Origin of the sequence: Streptomyces sp. NPDC093109 (genome assembly GCF_040701725.1) — a bacterium.
Taxonomy (GTDB): Bacteria; Actinomycetota; Actinomycetes; order Streptomycetales; family Streptomycetaceae; genus Streptomyces.
Genome location: NZ_JBFBEZ010000007.1, coordinates 209,285 through 224,809 on the forward strand (window position 1 = coordinate 209,285; position 15,525 = coordinate 224,809).

At 73.0% G+C, this 15,525-nt stretch carries 11 protein-coding genes; 3 read left to right on the forward strand and 8 right to left on the reverse strand.

Features of this window, described 5'->3' with window-relative positions:
- Positions 1 to 6: 6 nt before the first annotated feature.
- Positions 7 to 273 (forward strand): 30S ribosomal protein S20, encoded by a 267-nt coding sequence (rpsT, locus tag AB0389_RS10385; protein WP_329827156.1) that lies wholly within the window; start codon positions 7 to 9, stop codon positions 271 to 273.
- A 202-nt stretch (positions 274 to 475) separates the two neighbouring features.
- Here rpsT and holA read toward each other — a convergent pair whose 3' ends face one another.
- The 8 genes from holA to leuS all read right to left on the reverse strand — a co-directional run bounded on the left by holA (position 476) and on the right by leuS (position 11,253).
- Positions 476 to 1,462 (reverse strand): DNA polymerase III subunit delta, encoded by a 987-nt coding sequence (gene holA / locus AB0389_RS10390; protein ID WP_366394910.1) that lies wholly within the window; start codon positions 1,460 to 1,462, stop codon positions 476 to 478.
- Between the two features lie 120 nt (positions 1,463 to 1,582).
- Positions 1,583 to 1,828 carry a hypothetical protein gene (locus AB0389_RS10395; RefSeq protein ID WP_366394911.1) on the reverse strand — a complete coding sequence of 82 codons (246 nt, stop codon included), beginning with the start codon at positions 1,826 to 1,828 and terminating at the stop codon, positions 1,583 to 1,585.
- A gap of 44 nt (positions 1,829 to 1,872) precedes the next feature.
- Positions 1,873 to 2,757 carry a YceI family protein gene (locus tag AB0389_RS10400; protein ID WP_366394912.1) on the reverse strand — a complete coding sequence of 295 codons (885 nt, stop codon included), beginning with the start codon at positions 2,755 to 2,757 and terminating at the stop codon, positions 1,873 to 1,875.
- Positions 2,758 to 2,903: 146 nt separating this feature from the next.
- Positions 2,904 to 5,396: a ComEC/Rec2 family competence protein gene (locus AB0389_RS10405; RefSeq protein WP_366394913.1), complete on the reverse strand. Its 2,493-nt coding sequence runs from the start codon at positions 5,394 to 5,396 to the stop codon at positions 2,904 to 2,906.
- Positions 5,393 to 6,145, reverse strand: coding sequence for a ComEA family DNA-binding protein (locus AB0389_RS10410; protein ID WP_366394914.1), 753 nt, complete (start codon positions 6,143 to 6,145; stop codon positions 5,393 to 5,395). Before AB0389_RS10410 ends, AB0389_RS10405 begins: the two co-directional genes overlap by 4 nt.
- Before the next feature lie 405 nt (positions 6,146 to 6,550).
- Positions 6,551 to 7,396, reverse strand: coding sequence for a DegV family protein (locus tag AB0389_RS10415; protein WP_366394915.1), 846 nt, complete (start codon positions 7,394 to 7,396; stop codon positions 6,551 to 6,553).
- Positions 7,397 to 7,485: 89 nt separating this feature from the next.
- Positions 7,486 to 8,220, reverse strand: a complete 735-nt coding sequence (locus AB0389_RS10420) for a hypothetical protein (protein WP_366394916.1) — start codon at positions 8,218 to 8,220, stop codon at positions 7,486 to 7,488.
- A 144-nt stretch (positions 8,221 to 8,364) separates the two neighbouring features.
- Positions 8,365 to 11,253 (reverse strand): leucine--tRNA ligase, encoded by a 2,889-nt coding sequence (gene leuS / locus AB0389_RS10425; protein ID WP_366394917.1) that lies wholly within the window; start codon positions 11,251 to 11,253, stop codon positions 8,365 to 8,367.
- 666 nt (positions 11,254 to 11,919) lie between these two features.
- Between leuS and AB0389_RS10430 the strand changes: the two genes are divergently transcribed.
- A complete protein-coding gene (locus tag AB0389_RS10430) occupies positions 11,920 to 13,812 on the forward strand; it encodes a hypothetical protein (RefSeq protein WP_366394918.1) in 1,893 nt (630 codons plus the stop codon).
- Positions 13,809 to 15,422: an NADH-ubiquinone oxidoreductase-F iron-sulfur binding region domain-containing protein gene (locus AB0389_RS10435; RefSeq protein WP_366394919.1), complete on the forward strand. Its 1,614-nt coding sequence runs from the start codon at positions 13,809 to 13,811 to the stop codon at positions 15,420 to 15,422. The genes AB0389_RS10430 and AB0389_RS10435 overlap by 4 nt, the downstream gene beginning before the upstream one ends.
- Positions 15,423 to 15,525 lie beyond the last annotated feature (103 nt).

The window sequence follows — 15,525 nt, forward strand, 5'->3', positions numbered from 1 at the left end:
CTTAACGTGGCGAACATCAAGTCCCAGATCAAGCGGAACAAGACCAACGAGAAGGCACGCCTGCGCAACAAGGCTGTCAAGTCGTCGCTCAAGACCGCGATCCGCAAGGCCCGCGAGGCCGCTGCCGCCGGAGACGTCGAGAAGGCCACCGCGGCTTCTCGCGAGGCGTCCCGTCAGCTCGACAAGGCCGTCTCGAAGGGTGTCATCCACAAGAACGCCGCCGCCAACAAGAAGTCGGCGCTGGCCTCCAAGGTTGCCACCCTCCAGGGCTGAGCGCTCACTGCTTGATTGATCGCCGGAAGGGACTCAGCGGGCCCTCTCTACCGCTCCCGGCCGCGATCGCCCGAACTCGCACACGACTGCGTTCGCCACGCGGGTGCGAGTTCACCTGGTTCATACCGAGGCCCCGGGCCCGTCCTGCGAAGGACGTGCCCGGGGCCTCGGCGTATCCCGGCGTATCGCGATGCTGGTGCTGTCAGCGGCCGGCGCGGGCCGCGCGGGCGATCGCGACGACGGCCTTCTCCAGCGCGTACTCCGGATCGTCACCGCCGCCCTTGACGCCCGCGTCCGCCTCGGCGACCGCCCGCAGCGCGTCCGCCACCCCGTCCGGGGTCCAGCCGCGCATCTGCTGGCGCACCCGGTCGATCTTCCACGGCGGCATGCCCAGCTCACGGGCGAGATCGGCGGGCCGGCCGCCCCGGGCGGACGAGAGCTTGCCGATGGCCCGTACCCCCTGGGCGAGGGCGCTGGTGATCAGTACGGGAGCGACGCCCGTCGACAGCGACCAGCGCAGCGCCTCCAGCGCCTCTGCGGCCCTGCCCTCCACGGCGCGGTCGGCGACATTGAAGCTGGAGGCCTCGGCGCGGCCCGTGTAGTAGCGCCCGACGACCGCCTCGTCGATGGTGCCCTCGACATCGGCGGCGAGCTGGGTGACGGCGCTCGCCAGCTCGCGCAGATCGCTGCCGATCGCGTCGACCAGCCCCTGGCACGCCTCGGGCGTGGCCGACCGGCCGATGGCGCGGAACTCCGAGCGGACGAAGGTCAGCCGCTCCGCCGGCTTGGTCGTCTTCGGACAGGCGACCTCGCGGGCGCCCGCCTTGCGCGCGGCGTCCAGCAGCGCCTTGCCCTTGGCCCCGCCCGCGTGCAGCAGCACGAGCGTGATCTCCTCGGCGGGCGCGGCCAGATACGCCTTGACGTCCTTGATCGTGTCGGCGGACAGGTCGTGCGCGTTCCGTACGATGACGACCTTGCGCTCGGCGAAGAGCGACGGGCTGGTCAGCTCGGCGAGGGTGCCGGGCTGGAGCTGGTCGGAGGTGAGGTCGCGTACGTCCGTGTCGGCGTCGGAGGCGCGGGCCGCCGCCACCACCTGCTGCACGGCGCGGTCGAGCAGCAGGTCCTCCTGGCCCACGGCGAGGGTGAGCGGGGCGAGCGGATCGTCGGTGGAAGCTTTTCTGGTGGCCATCGTGGTCCACGATCTCACGGCCCACCGACAGCGGGCCGCCGAGCGGCCGTGCCGGAGCCGCCGCCGACGTGCGGTGCTGCTTCGGCGCTGCTTCAGTGCTGCTTCGGTGCTGCTTCGGTGCTACGACTCCTCCCGCCAGCCGTCCCAGTCGGCGACGAACGCGTCCAGTTCCCCGCCGTCGAGCCGGGCCTCCGGGTCCTCCACGACCACCAGCCACTGGGCGTCCTCGGCGTCGTCCTCGCCGGCCAGGGCGTCCCGTACCAGCTGGGGCTCCTCGCGCACCGCGAAGCGCTCCCCGAGCGCCTGCGCCACCTCCTCGGCGGCGTCGCGGTCGGGCAGCACCAGCACATGTCTCACATCGCTCACGGCCGCATTCTTCCAGCCCGTCCCCGCCCGCCGACCGACGGCCGTCAGGTCTTCGGGACGATCTGGATATCCATCTCGATCTTGATGCTGGAGCCGACGACCGCGATGCCGCGCGCCAGCATGGACTGCCAGTTCACGGTGTAGTCCTCGCGGTGGAGTTCGGTGGTGGCGCGGACGGCCGCGCGGGTCTCGCCCTCCATGCCGTTACCGATACCGAGGTACTGGGCGTCGAGGGTGACCGTGCGGGTCACCCCGTGCAGGGTGAGGGCTCCGGCGATACCCCAGTTGTTGCCGCCGCGGTGCGTGAAGCGGTCGCTGTAGAACTCCAGCGTCGGGTAGTTGTCGACGTCGAGGAAGTCGGCGGAGCGCAGATGGTCGTCGCGCATCTGCACGCTGGTGTCGATGGACGCGGCGCCGATGACGACGTGCATCGCCGACTGCTCCATCGACTCGCCGATCCGGATGGCCCCGGCGAAGTTGTCGAAGCGTCCGTGCACCCGGGCGAGCCCGATGTGGCGGGCGATGAAACCGATACGGGAGTGGGCGGGCTCGATCTCCCAGTCGCCGGGGGCGGGCAGCGGCAGCGAGGGCGCCACCTGAAGGGTGATGTCCCCCAGCCCGGTGCGCTGGCCGCTGTCGGTCACCGCCGCGTTGCCCCGGTACGGGCTGAAGCTGTCCGCCGAGATCGCCAGCCGGTACTCCCCGAAGGGCACCATCGCCACCAGCATGCCGAACGGGTCGGTCTCGCCGCTCACTATCTTCCGGCCGTTGCCGTCACTCACCGTGAACTCGGCCTGCGGGATGGGCGTGTTCACCGGATCGAGCACCCGGCAGGTGAGCAGCCCGGCGCCGGCCGGCACGGAGAGTCCGGCGAGCGGGTTGTTGCGCTGATGAGCGGCCGTCCGTCGGCCGAGAAGGCGGCTGATCATGGTGTACGTACCCCTGTGCGGTCGCGCTCTGCGGGGGCCGCGCGGGGCCGACATCCACGTCGGGGGCGGCGGCCCATGACGAAAAGGCATTCGATCACCTTTGTGTCGTTCGGAGCAAACATGCCGAGAGTATTTGGGCCTACCTGTTACATGCCGTTACCTATCCGTGGCCCTGGTACCGCGCGCAGCCCGGCCCCGGAACCCACTACGGCAACCGGCCCGTCCGTGTCCGTGCGCAGCACGGTCGCTCCCTGGGCCCGCAGCGCCGCCACCGTGAGCGGTGAGGGATGACCGTACGTGTTGTCCCGCCCTGCGGAGATCAGCGCGAGCCGGGGCCGTACGGAACGGGCCAGCTCCGGGTGCTGGTGGCGGGAGCCGTGGTGGGCGACCTTGAGCACGTCGACCGGGGGCAGCGCCGGGTACGCGCGCAGCAGGCCGCGCTGCGCGGGCGGTTCGAGATCGCCGAGGAGCAGCAGTGCGGGCCCCCGGTCGATCCGTACGTACAGGGCGACGCTGGTGTCGTTCGGCCGGTTGGTGCCCGGCACCGCCCCGGGCCGCGGCCACAGCACCCACCAGTCGAGCGGCCCGGTCCGCCGCCGCTCCCCCGGCTCCGCCCGGACGACCGGCACCCGCGCCGCCGCCGCCGTCCGCCGGACGAACGCGGCCTGATCCGGTGGGTCGTCGGAGGGCGTCGTCTGGATCACACCGACCGATCTGCCGCGCAGCACCCCGGGCAGGCCCGCCACATGGTCCGCGTGGAAGTGCGTGAGCAGCAGGAGCGGCACCCGGGTGACGCCGAGGTCCCGCAGACACCGGTCGGCCGGTACGGGGTCGGGTCCCGCGTCCACGACCACCGCCGTGCCGTCGCCCGCGGCCAGTACGGTCGCGTCGCCCTGGCCGACGTCGCACATCGCGTACGTCCACCCCGGCGGCGGCCAGCCGGTGACGATCCGGGTGAGCGGCGGGGGCCGCACGACCGCGAGCAGGAGCAGCACGGCGCATCCGGCGGCCGTCCAGGGCCGGCGGGTGAGACTCCGCGCGGCGATCAGCAGCAGGGCCGTCACCACGGCGAGCAGCGCCCCGCCCGACCAGCCGCCCGGCCAGGCGACCTCCGCTCCGGGCAGGGCGGCGCCGCCCCGGGCCACGGCCCCGATCCAGCCCGCCGGCCACCCCGCGACCCGCGCCAGCGTCTCGGCCACCGGCATCGCGAGCGGCGCGGCGGCCAGCGCCGCGAAGCCGAGGACGGTGGCGGGCGCGACCGCCAGCTCGGCCAGGAGATTGCACGGGACGGCGACCAGCCCGACCCTGGCCGCGAACACCGCCACCACCGGCGCGCACACGGCCTGTGCCGCCGCCGCGGCGGCCAGCACCTCCGCGAGCCTCGGCGGCACCCCGCGCCGTATCAGCGCCGCGCTCCACCGGGGGCCGATGGTGAGCAGGGATCCGGTGGCCAGCACGGAGAGCAGAAACCCGTAACTGCGGGCCAGCCAGGGGTCGTAGAGCACCAGCAGGAGTACGGCGGCGGCCAGTGCGGGCAGCAGCGTCCTGCGCCGGCCCGTGCCGATGGCGAGCAGGGTGATCAGCCCGCACGCGGCGGCCCGCAGCACACTGGCCTCCGGCCGGCAGACCACTACGAACGCGAGCGTCAGCACCCCGCCGAGCAGCGCCGTCGACCGCAGCGAGATCCCCAGCCGAGGGGCGAGCCCGCGCCGTTCGGCCCGTGTCGCCAGGCCGGCCGGACCGATCAGCAGGGACAGGACGATGGTCAGATTGCTACCCGAGACCGCCATCAGATGCAGCAGATCGGTCGCCGCGAACGCCTCGTGCAGCTCGGGCTCCACGCGCGAGGTGTCCCCGACGACCAGCCCCGGCAGCAGCGCGCGGGCATCGGCCGGCAGTCCGTCGGTCGCCTCCCGCAGCCCGGCGCGCAGCTCGCCCGCGACGCGCTGCACCCGGGTCGGCGGTCCGGTGATCCGTGGCGGCCCCGTCCCCTCCACCCGCAGCGCTGCGGCGTAACGGTCGTCCGCGTACGTCGGTGGCGAGAGCCGCCCGGCCAGCCCGAGCCGGGTGGAGGGCAGCAGCAGCCGCCAGCGGTCGGCGTGCTCACCGGGCGCGACGATCAGCAGGACGGGCGTGCGGACGGCCGCGCTCCGGCCGCCCGCCGGTGTCACGCGGACGATGTCCGCGTTCACCAGGAACCCGCCGGCGGACGGCCGGTCGCCGCTCCCCCTGGGGCGGGCGGGCCGGGGATCGGAGGTGACGGTCACCTCGGCCGTGACCCGCGCGTACCGCTCCGCGAGCCCGGGCACGGGTCCCCGGCGCAGATCCGCGCCGTGCAGCCCGGCGGACGCCGCCCCGGCCGCCGCGCAGAGCAGCGCCCCGGCGACGGCCACCCCCGGGAGCCGGAGCCGGTGCGCCCCGGGTACGGACCCGCACCACACCAGCAGCAGCCCCGCCAGCGCCGCGCAGACCAGCACGCCGAGGGCGGTCCTGCCCCCGGGAGCGCCCACCGCCAGGGCCGCCGCGCCCCAGGCCGCCAGCGCGAGCGGCACCAGCCGGAGATCCGCCGGTGCCTCCTGGCGGGGGTTGGCCGCCCCGAGGCGGTGCCCGGCCGCCGCGTGGACGGCGGGCCGCTTCACGGCCGTACGAGAGGCTGGAGATCGGCGAACCTGCGGTCGCCGATGCCACTGACCTCACGGAGTTCGTCGACGGACCGGAATCCGCCGTGCTGTGCGCGGTAGTCGGCGATGCGCTGGGCCAGTACGGGGCCGACTCCGGGCAGCGACTCGAACTGCGCCTGCGTGGCGGTGTTGAGACTCACCGGAACTCCCGGGGGCCCGGCGCCCGCCACCCCGCCGTCGCCGACCGGCCCCATCACACCCGGCGGCACCGCGCCCGGCCCGACCGCGCCCGGTGGCACGGGACCGTCCACCACCACCTGCTCGCCGTCCACCAGCACCCGCGCCCGGTTCAGCCCGGTCAGATCCGTGCCGGGCTCGACCCCGCCCGCCGCCTGGAGGGCGTCCGCCACCCGCGAGCCGGGCGGCAGCCGCAGCACTCCCGGCCGCCGCACCTTGCCGCCCACGTCCACCACCACACGGGCCGTGCCCGAGGGAGGCGGGAGCGGCAGCGGCGGTGCCTGCGGTAAAAGGGCCCCGGGCGCCGCCTCCGAGGGCGCCCCTGCGGCCGGGACCGCCGCGCTCACCGTCTCCGGCGCCGAGACGGACCGGGGCCTGGCGGCCCAGAAGTGCTGGGCGGCGAGCGCCGCGGCCACCACGAGGACCACCGCCAGGGCGCCGAGCGTCTTGGGTTCCAGACCGCACCGGAGCTGCACCCACAGCGGCAGCCGCTCACGCAGCGCCGCGACCGCTCGCCCGCGCTTCCCCACGACCGGCTCGGCGCTGCCCTCAGCGGCTGCGACGGCGCCGGAGGGAGGGGCGCCGGCGACTGCGAAGAGTGCCTCCGCCCGCCGCCGCGCCTCCCCGGGAGGCGGCGCGGGCAGCGAAGGCAGGGGTAAGGACGGCGGCGGGGACGGCGGGGGCGCGACACCCGTCTCCCCGACGCGGGCCGGTGCCCGGCACGGGCGGGTACGTACACGGCCACGGCGGACCCGGCTGTCGGAGCCGGGCGCCCGTCCCGGACCACTGGTTACGGAGCGTGTTCGAAGTGCCATGCCACAAGACGGTAGGCACCTTCGGCCGTTCCCGCCGAGCAGGCCCAATTTCCGTGGAGAACAGGCTGATTGTGGATAACTCCGTCACCCGAAGGACGGATCACCCGACGCCCCGCTCACTCAGCGCGGCGAGATCACGGCCCCCAGCAGCCCGGGACCGGTGTGTGCGCCGATCACCGCGCCCACCTCGCTCACATGCAGATCGACCAGTCCAGGCACCCGCTCCCGCAGCCGCTCGGCGAGCGCCGCCGCCCGTTCCGGCGAGGCCAGATGGTGCACCGCTATGTCCACATCCCGTGTCCCTGCCCGCTCGGTGACGATCTCCTCCAGCCGCGCGATGGCCTTCGACGCCGTCCGCACCTTCTCCAGCAGCTCGATCCGCCCGCCGTCCAGCTGCAACAGCGGCTTCACGGCGAGCGCCGACCCCAACAGCGCCTGGGCCGTGCCGATCCGGCCTCCCCGGCGCAGATAGTCCAGGGTGTCGACGTAGAAGTACGCGGACGTGCCGGCGGCCCGCTTCTCGGCTGCCGCCACCGCGTCGTCCGGTGTGCCGTCGCCCTCCACGGCCTCGGCGGCGGCCAGCGCGCAGAACCCGAGCGCCATCGCGACCATTCCGGTGTCCACCACCCGCACCGGCACGGGGGCGTCCTTCGCGGCGAGCAGCGCCGCGTCGTACGTCCCGGAGAACTCGGCCGACAGATGCAGGGAGACGATCGCGCTCGCGCCCGCCTCCGCCGCCGCGCGGTAGGCCGCGGCGAAGACCTCGGGGCTCGGCCGCGAGGTGGTGACGGAGTGGCGCTTCTGGAGTGCGAGGGCCAGCGAACGGGCCGAGATCTCGGTGCCCTCTTCGAGCGCACGGTCACCGAGCACCACGGTCAGCGGCACCGCGGTGATGCCGTGCCGCTCCATCGTCTGCGGTGGCAGGTAGGCCGTGGAATCGGTGACGATCGCGACATGGCGGGACATGAGCGGGAGGTTACCGGTCGCCACCGCGGCCCGGCAGCCCGCCCCCGCTCCAATGATCGATTTCAGGTCCCCGGCCCCGGCCTCGCGCGTCAGTTCGTGGCCTCGGGCCGCGGCTGCTGCCGGGGCTGCCGCTGCCTGTTCGGCTGCTGCCACGGGTATGTGCTCCCCCACCGGGTGTCCGGCGGATCGAGGGCCCGGTCACGCGCCCTGTCGCCCCCGTCGCCCTTGGCGGCGGCCTGCCCCGCATGATGCCCCGGCCCCGCCCCAGGTTCCGCCTCCGGCTCCGACCAGTGCCGCAGCGCGCCCGACTCCACATCGATCTGTGTGCTCAGCGACGACAGATCGTCCTCCGCGAACTTCCGCGCCCGGTCCCGCGCCGCCCAGCGCAGCGAGTCCGCCGAGCCCGTGATCCGCTCCGTACGCTCGCGCAGCTCCACGAGCCGCTCGCCGATCCTGATCCGGTCCGGGTCCCGCTCCAGCTGCCGCAGTTCGTCGTCCAGCTCGTGTCCGTGCGCGCTCAGCCGCCGGAACAGATCTATCGACTCCGACAGTGAGGCGTCCTCGCGGACCCCCGCCTCCAGCGCGTCCTGCGTGGCCCGCATCGAGGTGCGCAGCCGCAGCCGCAGCTGGGCCAGCTCCGCGCCCACCCCCACCTGCCCGAGGCTCTTCGCCCGCAGCGTGGTGTCCTCCACGGTGCGCCGGGCCTGCGTGAGCGTGCGGTCCACACCCCGCTTCGCCGCGCCGACCACCTTCACGGTCACGAACACCCCCAGCGCCATGAAGGCGACGAAGAGAAGCGCGATGATCACGAGCGCGGCTTCCATGGACGCCCCTTCTCGGTCGGTCGGGTCCCAGCCCGTCGAGCCCGACGGCCTGCCCCTCCACCGTAAACCGAACGGGCAGGCCGTGGGTCCCGTCGGAACCCCCAACCTGCCCGTAGGGGAAAGCCCTGTGTACGGCCGGTAACACTACGCCGGGACGATGTTCACCAGCTTCGGCGCCCGCACGATCACCTTCCGGATGCCCGCGCCGCCCAGCGCCGCGACCACGCCCGCGTCCGCCAGCGCCAGCGCCTCCAGCTCCGCGTCCGAGATCGCCGGGGAGACCTCCAGCCGGGCCTTGACCTTGCCCTTGACCTGCACGACACAGGTCACGGTCTCGTCCACGACATACGCCGGGTCCGCGACCGGGAAGTCCTGGTGCACGACCGAGTCCGGGTGGCCCAGCCGGCGCCACAGCTCCTCGGCGATGTGCGGGGCCAGCGGCGCGATCAGCAGCACCAGCGGCTCGGCGACCGCCCGCGCGAGCGGTCCGTCCGACTTGGTCAGATGGTTGTTCAGCTCGGTGACCTTGGCGATGGCCGTGTTGAATCGGAGCGCCGTCATGTCCTGGCCGACGCCGTCGATCGCCTTGTGCAGCGCGCGCAGCGTCGCCTCGTCCGGCTCGGTGTCGACGACGGTGACCTCACCGGTCGTCTCGTCGACCACATTGCGCCACAGCCGCTGGAGCAGCCGGTACTGGCCCACCACCGCGCGCGTGTCCCACGGCCGCGAGACATCCAGCGGGCCCATCGCCATCTCGTACAGCCGCAGCGTGTCCGCGCCGTACTCGACGAAGATCTCGTCCGGGGTGACCGCGTTCTTCAGGGACTTGCCCATCTTGCCGAGGACCCGGCTGACCCGCTCGCCCCCGTACCAGTACCCGCCGTCGCGCTCCTCGACCTCGGTCGCCGGCACCGCGATGCCGCGGCTGTCGCGGTAGACGTACGCCTGGATCATGCCCTGGTTGTAGAGCTTGTGGAACGGCTCGACCGACGAGATGTGGCCCAGGTCGAAGAGCACCTTGGACCAGAACCGCGCGTACAGCAGGTGCAGTACGGCATGCTCCGCACCGCCCACGTACAGGTCGACACCGCCGTGCGGCTGCCCCTCGCGGGGGCCCATCCAGTACTGCTCGACGGCCGGGTCGACCAGCTTCTCGCTGTTGTGCGGGTCCAGGTAGCGCAGCTCGTACCAGCAGGAACCGGCCCAGTTCGGCATGGTGTTGGTCTCGCGGCGGTAGCGCTTGACGCCCTCGCCCAGCCCCAGGTCCAGCTCGACGTTCACCCAGTCGGCGTTCCGCGACAGGGGCGTCTCCGGCTGGGTGTCGGCGTCGTCCGGGTCGAAGGTGCGCGGCGTGTAGTCGTCGACCTCGGGCAGCTCCAGCGGCAGCATCGACTCGGGCAGCGCGTGCGCGACGCCGTCCTCGTCGTACACGATCGGGAAGGGCTCGCCCCAGTAGCGCTGCCGGCTGAACAGCCAGTCGCGCAGCCGGAAGTTGACGGTGCCTTCGCCGATACCGCTCGCGGCCAGCCATTCGGTGATCCGCGTCTTGGCCTCGCCGACGACCAGACCGTCCAGAGTGACGTCCGTACGGGCCGAGTTGATGAGGGTTCCGTCGTTCGAGGAGAACACGTCCTCCCACGTCGACGGGTCCGCGTCCCGGCCGTCCGTCGGCTCGATGACGGAGCGGATCGGCAGCTCGAAGGCGCGCGCGAAGGCGAAGTCGCGCCCGTCGTGCGCCGGTACGGCCATGATCGCGCCGGTGCCGTACCCCATCAGGACGTAGTCCGAGATGAAGACGGGCACCGGTTCGCCGCTGACCGGGTTGGTCGCGTACGCGCCCGTGAAGACGCCGGTCTTGTCCTTGGCCTCGGCCTGCCGTTCGACATCGGACTTCGCGGCGGCCTGCTTGCGGTACGCGTCCACGGCGTCGGCGGGCGTCGCGTGACCGCCCGTCCAGATCTCGTGGGTGCCCTCCGGCCAGGCGGCCGGGACGAGGGAGCCGACCAGCTCGTGCTCCGGCGCCAGCACCATGTACGTGGCGCCGAACAGGGTGTCCTGACGGGTCGTGAAGACCGTGATGGCGGCGGTGTTCCCGGCGGCGTCCGTCACGGGGAAGTCGACGCGCGCGCCCTCGCTGCGGCCGATCCAGTTGCGCTGCTGGAGCTTGATGGCCTCCGGCCAGTCCAGCGCGTCCAGGTCGGACAGCAGCCGGTCGGCGTAGGCGGTGATGCGCATGTTCCACTGGCGCAGCTTCGCCTTGAACACCGGGAAGTTGCCGCGCTCGGAGCGGCCGTCCGAGGTGACTTCCTCGTTGGCCAGGACGGTGCCCAGGCCCGGCGCCCAGTTGACGGGCGCGTCGGAGGCGTACGCCAGCCGGTAACCGCCCAGCACCTCGGCGCGCTCGGTGGCGCTCAGCTCACTCCAGGGGCGCCCGTCGGGCGTCGCGCGCTCCCCGCTCTCGAACTGCGCGACCAGCGTGCCGATGGGGCGCGCCCGGTCCGCGTCCCGGTCGTACCAGGAGTTGAAGATCTGGACGAAGATCCACTGGGTCCACTTGTAGTAGTCCGGGTCGATCGTCGCGAAGGAGCGGCGCTTGTCGTGCCCCAGGCCCAGCCGGCGCAGCTGGACCTTCATGTTCTCCATGTTGGCCTCGGTGGAGGCGCGGGGGTGCGTGCCGGTCTGGACCGCGTACTGCTCGGCGGGCAGGCCGAAGGCGTCGAAGCCCAGTGTGTGGAGGACGTTGTGCCCGGTCATGCGCTGGTGGCGGGCGAACACGTCGGTGGCGATGTAGCCGAGCGGGTGCCCGACGTGGAGCCCGCTGCCCGACGGATACGGGAACATGTCCATGATGAACTTCTTGGGCTTGGCGACCAGCTCCGGATCGCCGGCGAGCTCGCCCGTGGGGTTCGGTGCCTCGTACGTGCCGTCGGCGTCCCAGACGTCCTGCCAGCGCGCCTCGATGTCGGCAGCCATGGCGGCCGTGTAGCGGTGCGGCGCCACGGGCTCGGCAGCGGCGGGATTGGTCTCGCTCATGTTGTCTGAAGCTCCATGGATCGTCTCTGCCTGCGGATACGAACGAAAAAGCCCCCTCACACAGGAGGGGACCGCCGCGCCGATTCCGACCGGATCTTCCATCCGCCGGGACTGATCAGCGCGGCCCGATAAGCAGAAGGCGTACGGCACGCATGGCGCCAGGGTACCGCAGGGCCCGGACGGCACGCACAAGTGGGACAGAGCAGGAGATGACGTGGATCCACCGGGCGGCACGACTCGACTTGATCAAGACTTGACCGGTACCCGACCAAAGAAGCACGGGCCGGAAGCGAACAACGAGCACCTCAGGGCCGTACAAGACGGCACGGGCGCGCGCAGGGGCAGTGCGGGTGCGCGCAGGGGGGTGCGGGATCGGGGAGAAGATGGGGAGAGAATGCATAGATCCACGCGGGGAGGGGTCAAGAGGTTGACAGCGGACGTTGACGAGAGTGGACGGATGGGCTTTGCGGGGTACGGACCGACCGGCGGGGCACCGGCCTTACTCCGCGAATCGCCCCTATCCGGGCAACTCAAGAGTCGGATAACTCACCTTCACCTGGCTAAACCCGCAAACCGAGTGCTCCTCGATATGGCTCCACTTAGCATGCCGCAACGGGACCGCTTTCCCGAGCCCTTCGGAGTTGCCCCCCTATGAACCCTCTTAGCATGCTTGGCTCTTCAAACCCGGATACCGGCAAGAGCCGGCAGATCACCCTCGTGTTGACGGTCGCCGCGCTGATTCTGATACCCGTGCTCGCCGTCACGGGAGGCGACGCCTTCCGCGCCTTCATCGACTTCGGTGCCGGCGTGCTGTCGCTGCTGTCGCTCTCAGGGGCCGTTGTCTGGGGGCTGATCGCCACCGACAGGCTGCTGCTCTCCCCGCGTCACCGCCTGGTCGCCCAGGGCATTCACCGGGCCACGGCGGTCTCTTCGCTGGGCTTCCTGCTGCTGCACGTGAGCATCAAAATCTCGCTCGGCAAAGTGGCGCTGATCGGCGCCCTGTTGCCGTTCGGTCTCGGCATCACCGGCACCAGCGGGCTCATCGGTTTCGGCTCGCTGGCCGGACTGCTGATGATCGTCGCCGCCACCACCGGCGCCATGCGCAGCGTCATGGCCCCGGCCGGCAAGTTCGCCTACAAATGGCGGGCCCTCCACATGCTCGCCTACCCCGCCTGGTGTTTCGCGATGGTGCACGGGCTCTTCACCGGCCGCCCCGCGGCCACCTACGTCACCGTCATGTACTCCACGGTCATGCTCGGTGTGGCCGTCGTCGTCTCCATGCGGCTGCTCCCCCGGGAGAACCAGCAGCGGATCGCCGAGGGGATCGTCTCGATGACGGGCGGCGACGCCGACCGGCGGGAGTCCAAGGAGTACCGCCGCGATCTGTCGTCCTCCCCGCTCCCCGGCGCCATGGGCGTCGCACCGCAGCGCGACTTCCAGCCGCGGCGGGAGCGCGAGTCCGCCGGCCCGCCCTCGATGGGCGGCAACGCGTCGTTCGACGCGCCCCGCCAGCAGCCGCGGCTCCCCGCGCCCTCCCCGCCGCTGTACGAGGCGACACCGCGGCCGATGGCCGACCCGCTGCCCCTCCCCGGCCAGGGCAGGGGCGCCGACCCGATGGCCGAGACGTTCATCGCACCGCGCGGCGGCGAGTCGTTCGGGGGCCCCCGCGCCGACAGCTCGGGGGACTCCGGTACGGGCCTGTCGGCCGGCTACCGCGCCCAGGCGCAGAGCGCCGACGCGACGGCCCGGATGCCGATCACCCCCGACGCCCCGAACCCCGGCCCCGGCCCGTCCACCTCCTCCTCCCGGAGGGTGTCGCCGACCAGCGAGATCCCCCTCGCCGAGCGGGTCCTCATGACCGACGAGATACCGGTCATCCAGGAAGACCTCGCCGGCCGCGGCGGCTCCTGGCCCGCGCCGATGCCTCCCCCGCCGGCGCAGGCCCAGGCGTTCGCCACGCCCCCGCAGAACCAGGCGGCCCCCACGCCGTACGACACGGGCGCAGTCCCCGCGTACAACCCCAACGCGGGCCAGACGTTCGGCGGGGGCGCGCCCCCGCAGCCGTACGACACCGGCGCCACCCCGCAGTACGACCCGGCGGCGGCCCAGCAGTACGACCGGGGCCGGCCGCCCCCGTACGACCCGGACGCCCCCGAACCGTACGAGCCGGGCCCCACCGCACCGCAGCAGTACGACACGGGCGCCATGCCCGCGCAGCAGTACGACACCGGCGCCGTACCGCAGTTCAACAACCAGGCCAACCCGGCCGCCGCGTCCCCCTACGGCCCGGACGGCGCGTCCCCCTACGGCACCATCACGCCGCCCGCGTACGACACCGGTTCACTCCCCCCGTACACCCCGGCCACCGCGGCCCCCTACGACACCGGTGCCGTCCCCGCGTACGACCCGCGCGGCTATCCGGGGCAGCAGCAGGCCCAGGCCGCGCCCGACCCGTACGCACAACAGTCCGCATTCGACGGGTCCAACCCCGTTCCCGGTCCCGTGTATCAGCCCCCGGCCGGGGAACCCTGGAACGCACCCGCAGGAGACCGACCGTGAATGCCCCCATCCCCGATGTTCCCGAAGTCCGTGTCGTCGGCCTCCCCCAGCTGACCCAGGGATTCGACCTGGTCGAGCGCCTCGATCTGCCCATGCACCTCAAGGTGCACGGACCGCTGGAGGCGATGACCGGCGAGCGTCTCGCCCAGCTCGCCGAGGCCATATCCCTGACCGGCCGCGGCGGCGCCGGCTTCCCGTTCCACCGGAAGCTGCGTGCCGTCGCCAAGTCCGCGATCCGTCGCGGGGTGCGGCCGGTCGTCGTGGTCAACGGCAGTGAGGGCGAGCCCCCTTGCCGCAAAGACACCGTGATGCTCAACCGCGCGCCGCATCTCATCCTCGACGGCGCGCTGCTGGCCGCCGAGGCGCTCGGCGCGCGCACGCTGATCGTGGTGGTCACCCGTAACTCCACCGAGGTCTCGATCCGGGCGGCGCTCGCCGAGCGCGGGCTCTCCGACCGGCGCGGTGCGGCGCTGCGCGCCAAGGTGGTCCGTACGCCCGAGCGCATGGTCTCCGGCGAGGCATCGTCCGTGATCCGTGCGATCGGTGGCGGCCCGGCCAAGCCGCCGGGGCGCCGCGAGCGCGCCGCCGAGTCCGGCGTCGGCGGCCTGCCGACCCTGCTGTCCAACGCCGAGACCTTCGCGCAGCTGGCCGTGGCGGCGCGCATCGGCGCCCGCCGCTACTGCGGCACCGGCCTGGCGGACGAGCCCGGTACGGTCATGCTGACCGTGTCCGGAGCGGTCGCCCGGCCGATGGTCATCGAGGCGCCGACCGGGGTCCCGCTGCGCTACATCCTGCAGATGGCGGGCGCCCCGCCGATGCCGCAGGGCGTGCTGACCGGCGGCTACCACGGCGACTGGATGGACGCGGTCTCCGCCCACGAGGCCGTCATCTCGAAGAAGTCGTTCAAGTCCCTGGGCGGCGCGCTGGGCGCGGGCGCGATCCTGCCGATCGGTCCCGAGACCTGCCCGCTGGGCGAGGCGCTGCACGTCGCCAACTGGCTGGCGGCCGAGACGGCCGGGCAGTGCGGCCCGTGCAAGCTCGGTCTGCCGGCCGCCGCGGGTGGCCTCTCCGACGTCATCAACGGCGGTGGCCAGGCGGCGCTGGAGGCGCTGCGTGCGGTCATCCAGGCCGTCAAGGCGCGCGGCGCCTGCCAGCACCCGGACGGCTCGGCGCGCTTCTTCAACTCCACCCTGGCGGCGTTCACGGACGATCTCGCCGCCCATGTGCTGAACGGCGGCTGCGGGCGCGAGACGACCGGCGTGCTGCCGCTGCCCAGCGAGGGTTACCAGGAGCATGTCGAGTCCATTCCGAGCGGCGGCAAGCTGGCGATCGACTGGACGCTCTGCGAGGGCCACGGCCTGTGCGCGGACATCCTTCCCGAGCTGTTCCGGATGAGCCCGGACGGCTTCCCCACGCCCGCCAAGGCCGATGTCCCGATGCACCTCCAGGGCGCCGCCATGCGCGCCGTACGCCGGTGCCCGCAGCTCGCCCTCCGGCTGGACCAGGCGCCGGCCGCACCGCCCAAGGTGGAGAAGCCGCCGGCCCGCGCGGCGCTGCCGCCCGGCGGTGGCGGTGGCCGCCGCAAGGCGCTTGGCCCCGGGCGGGGTTGAGCGGAGAGCGTCTGACGGAAGCGGTGGGGGCGGGGCCCCCCGGGCCCCCCCCCCCCCCCCCGCCCCCCCGCCCCCCCCCCCCCCACCACCCCCACCAGGACAA

Coding starts and splice junctions, on each gene's coding strand:
- holA (WP_366394910.1), bottom strand. CDS start 1,462: ATGGCCACCAGAAAAGCTTCCACCGACGATCCGCTCGCCCCGCTCACC.
- AB0389_RS10400 (WP_366394912.1), bottom strand. CDS start 2,757: ATGATCAGCCGCCTTCTCGGCCGACGGACGGCCGCTCATCAGCGCAAC.
- AB0389_RS10415 (WP_366394915.1), bottom strand. CDS start 7,396: ATGTCCCGCCATGTCGCGATCGTCACCGATTCCACGGCCTACCTGCCA.
- AB0389_RS10420 (WP_366394916.1), bottom strand. CDS start 8,220: ATGGAAGCCGCGCTCGTGATCATCGCGCTTCTCTTCGTCGCCTTCATG.
- leuS (WP_366394917.1), bottom strand. CDS start 11,253: ATGAGCGAGACCAATCCCGCCGCTGCCGAGCCCGTGGCGCCGCACCGC.
- AB0389_RS10430 (WP_366394918.1), top strand. CDS start 11,920: ATGCTTGGCTCTTCAAACCCGGATACCGGCAAGAGCCGGCAGATCACC.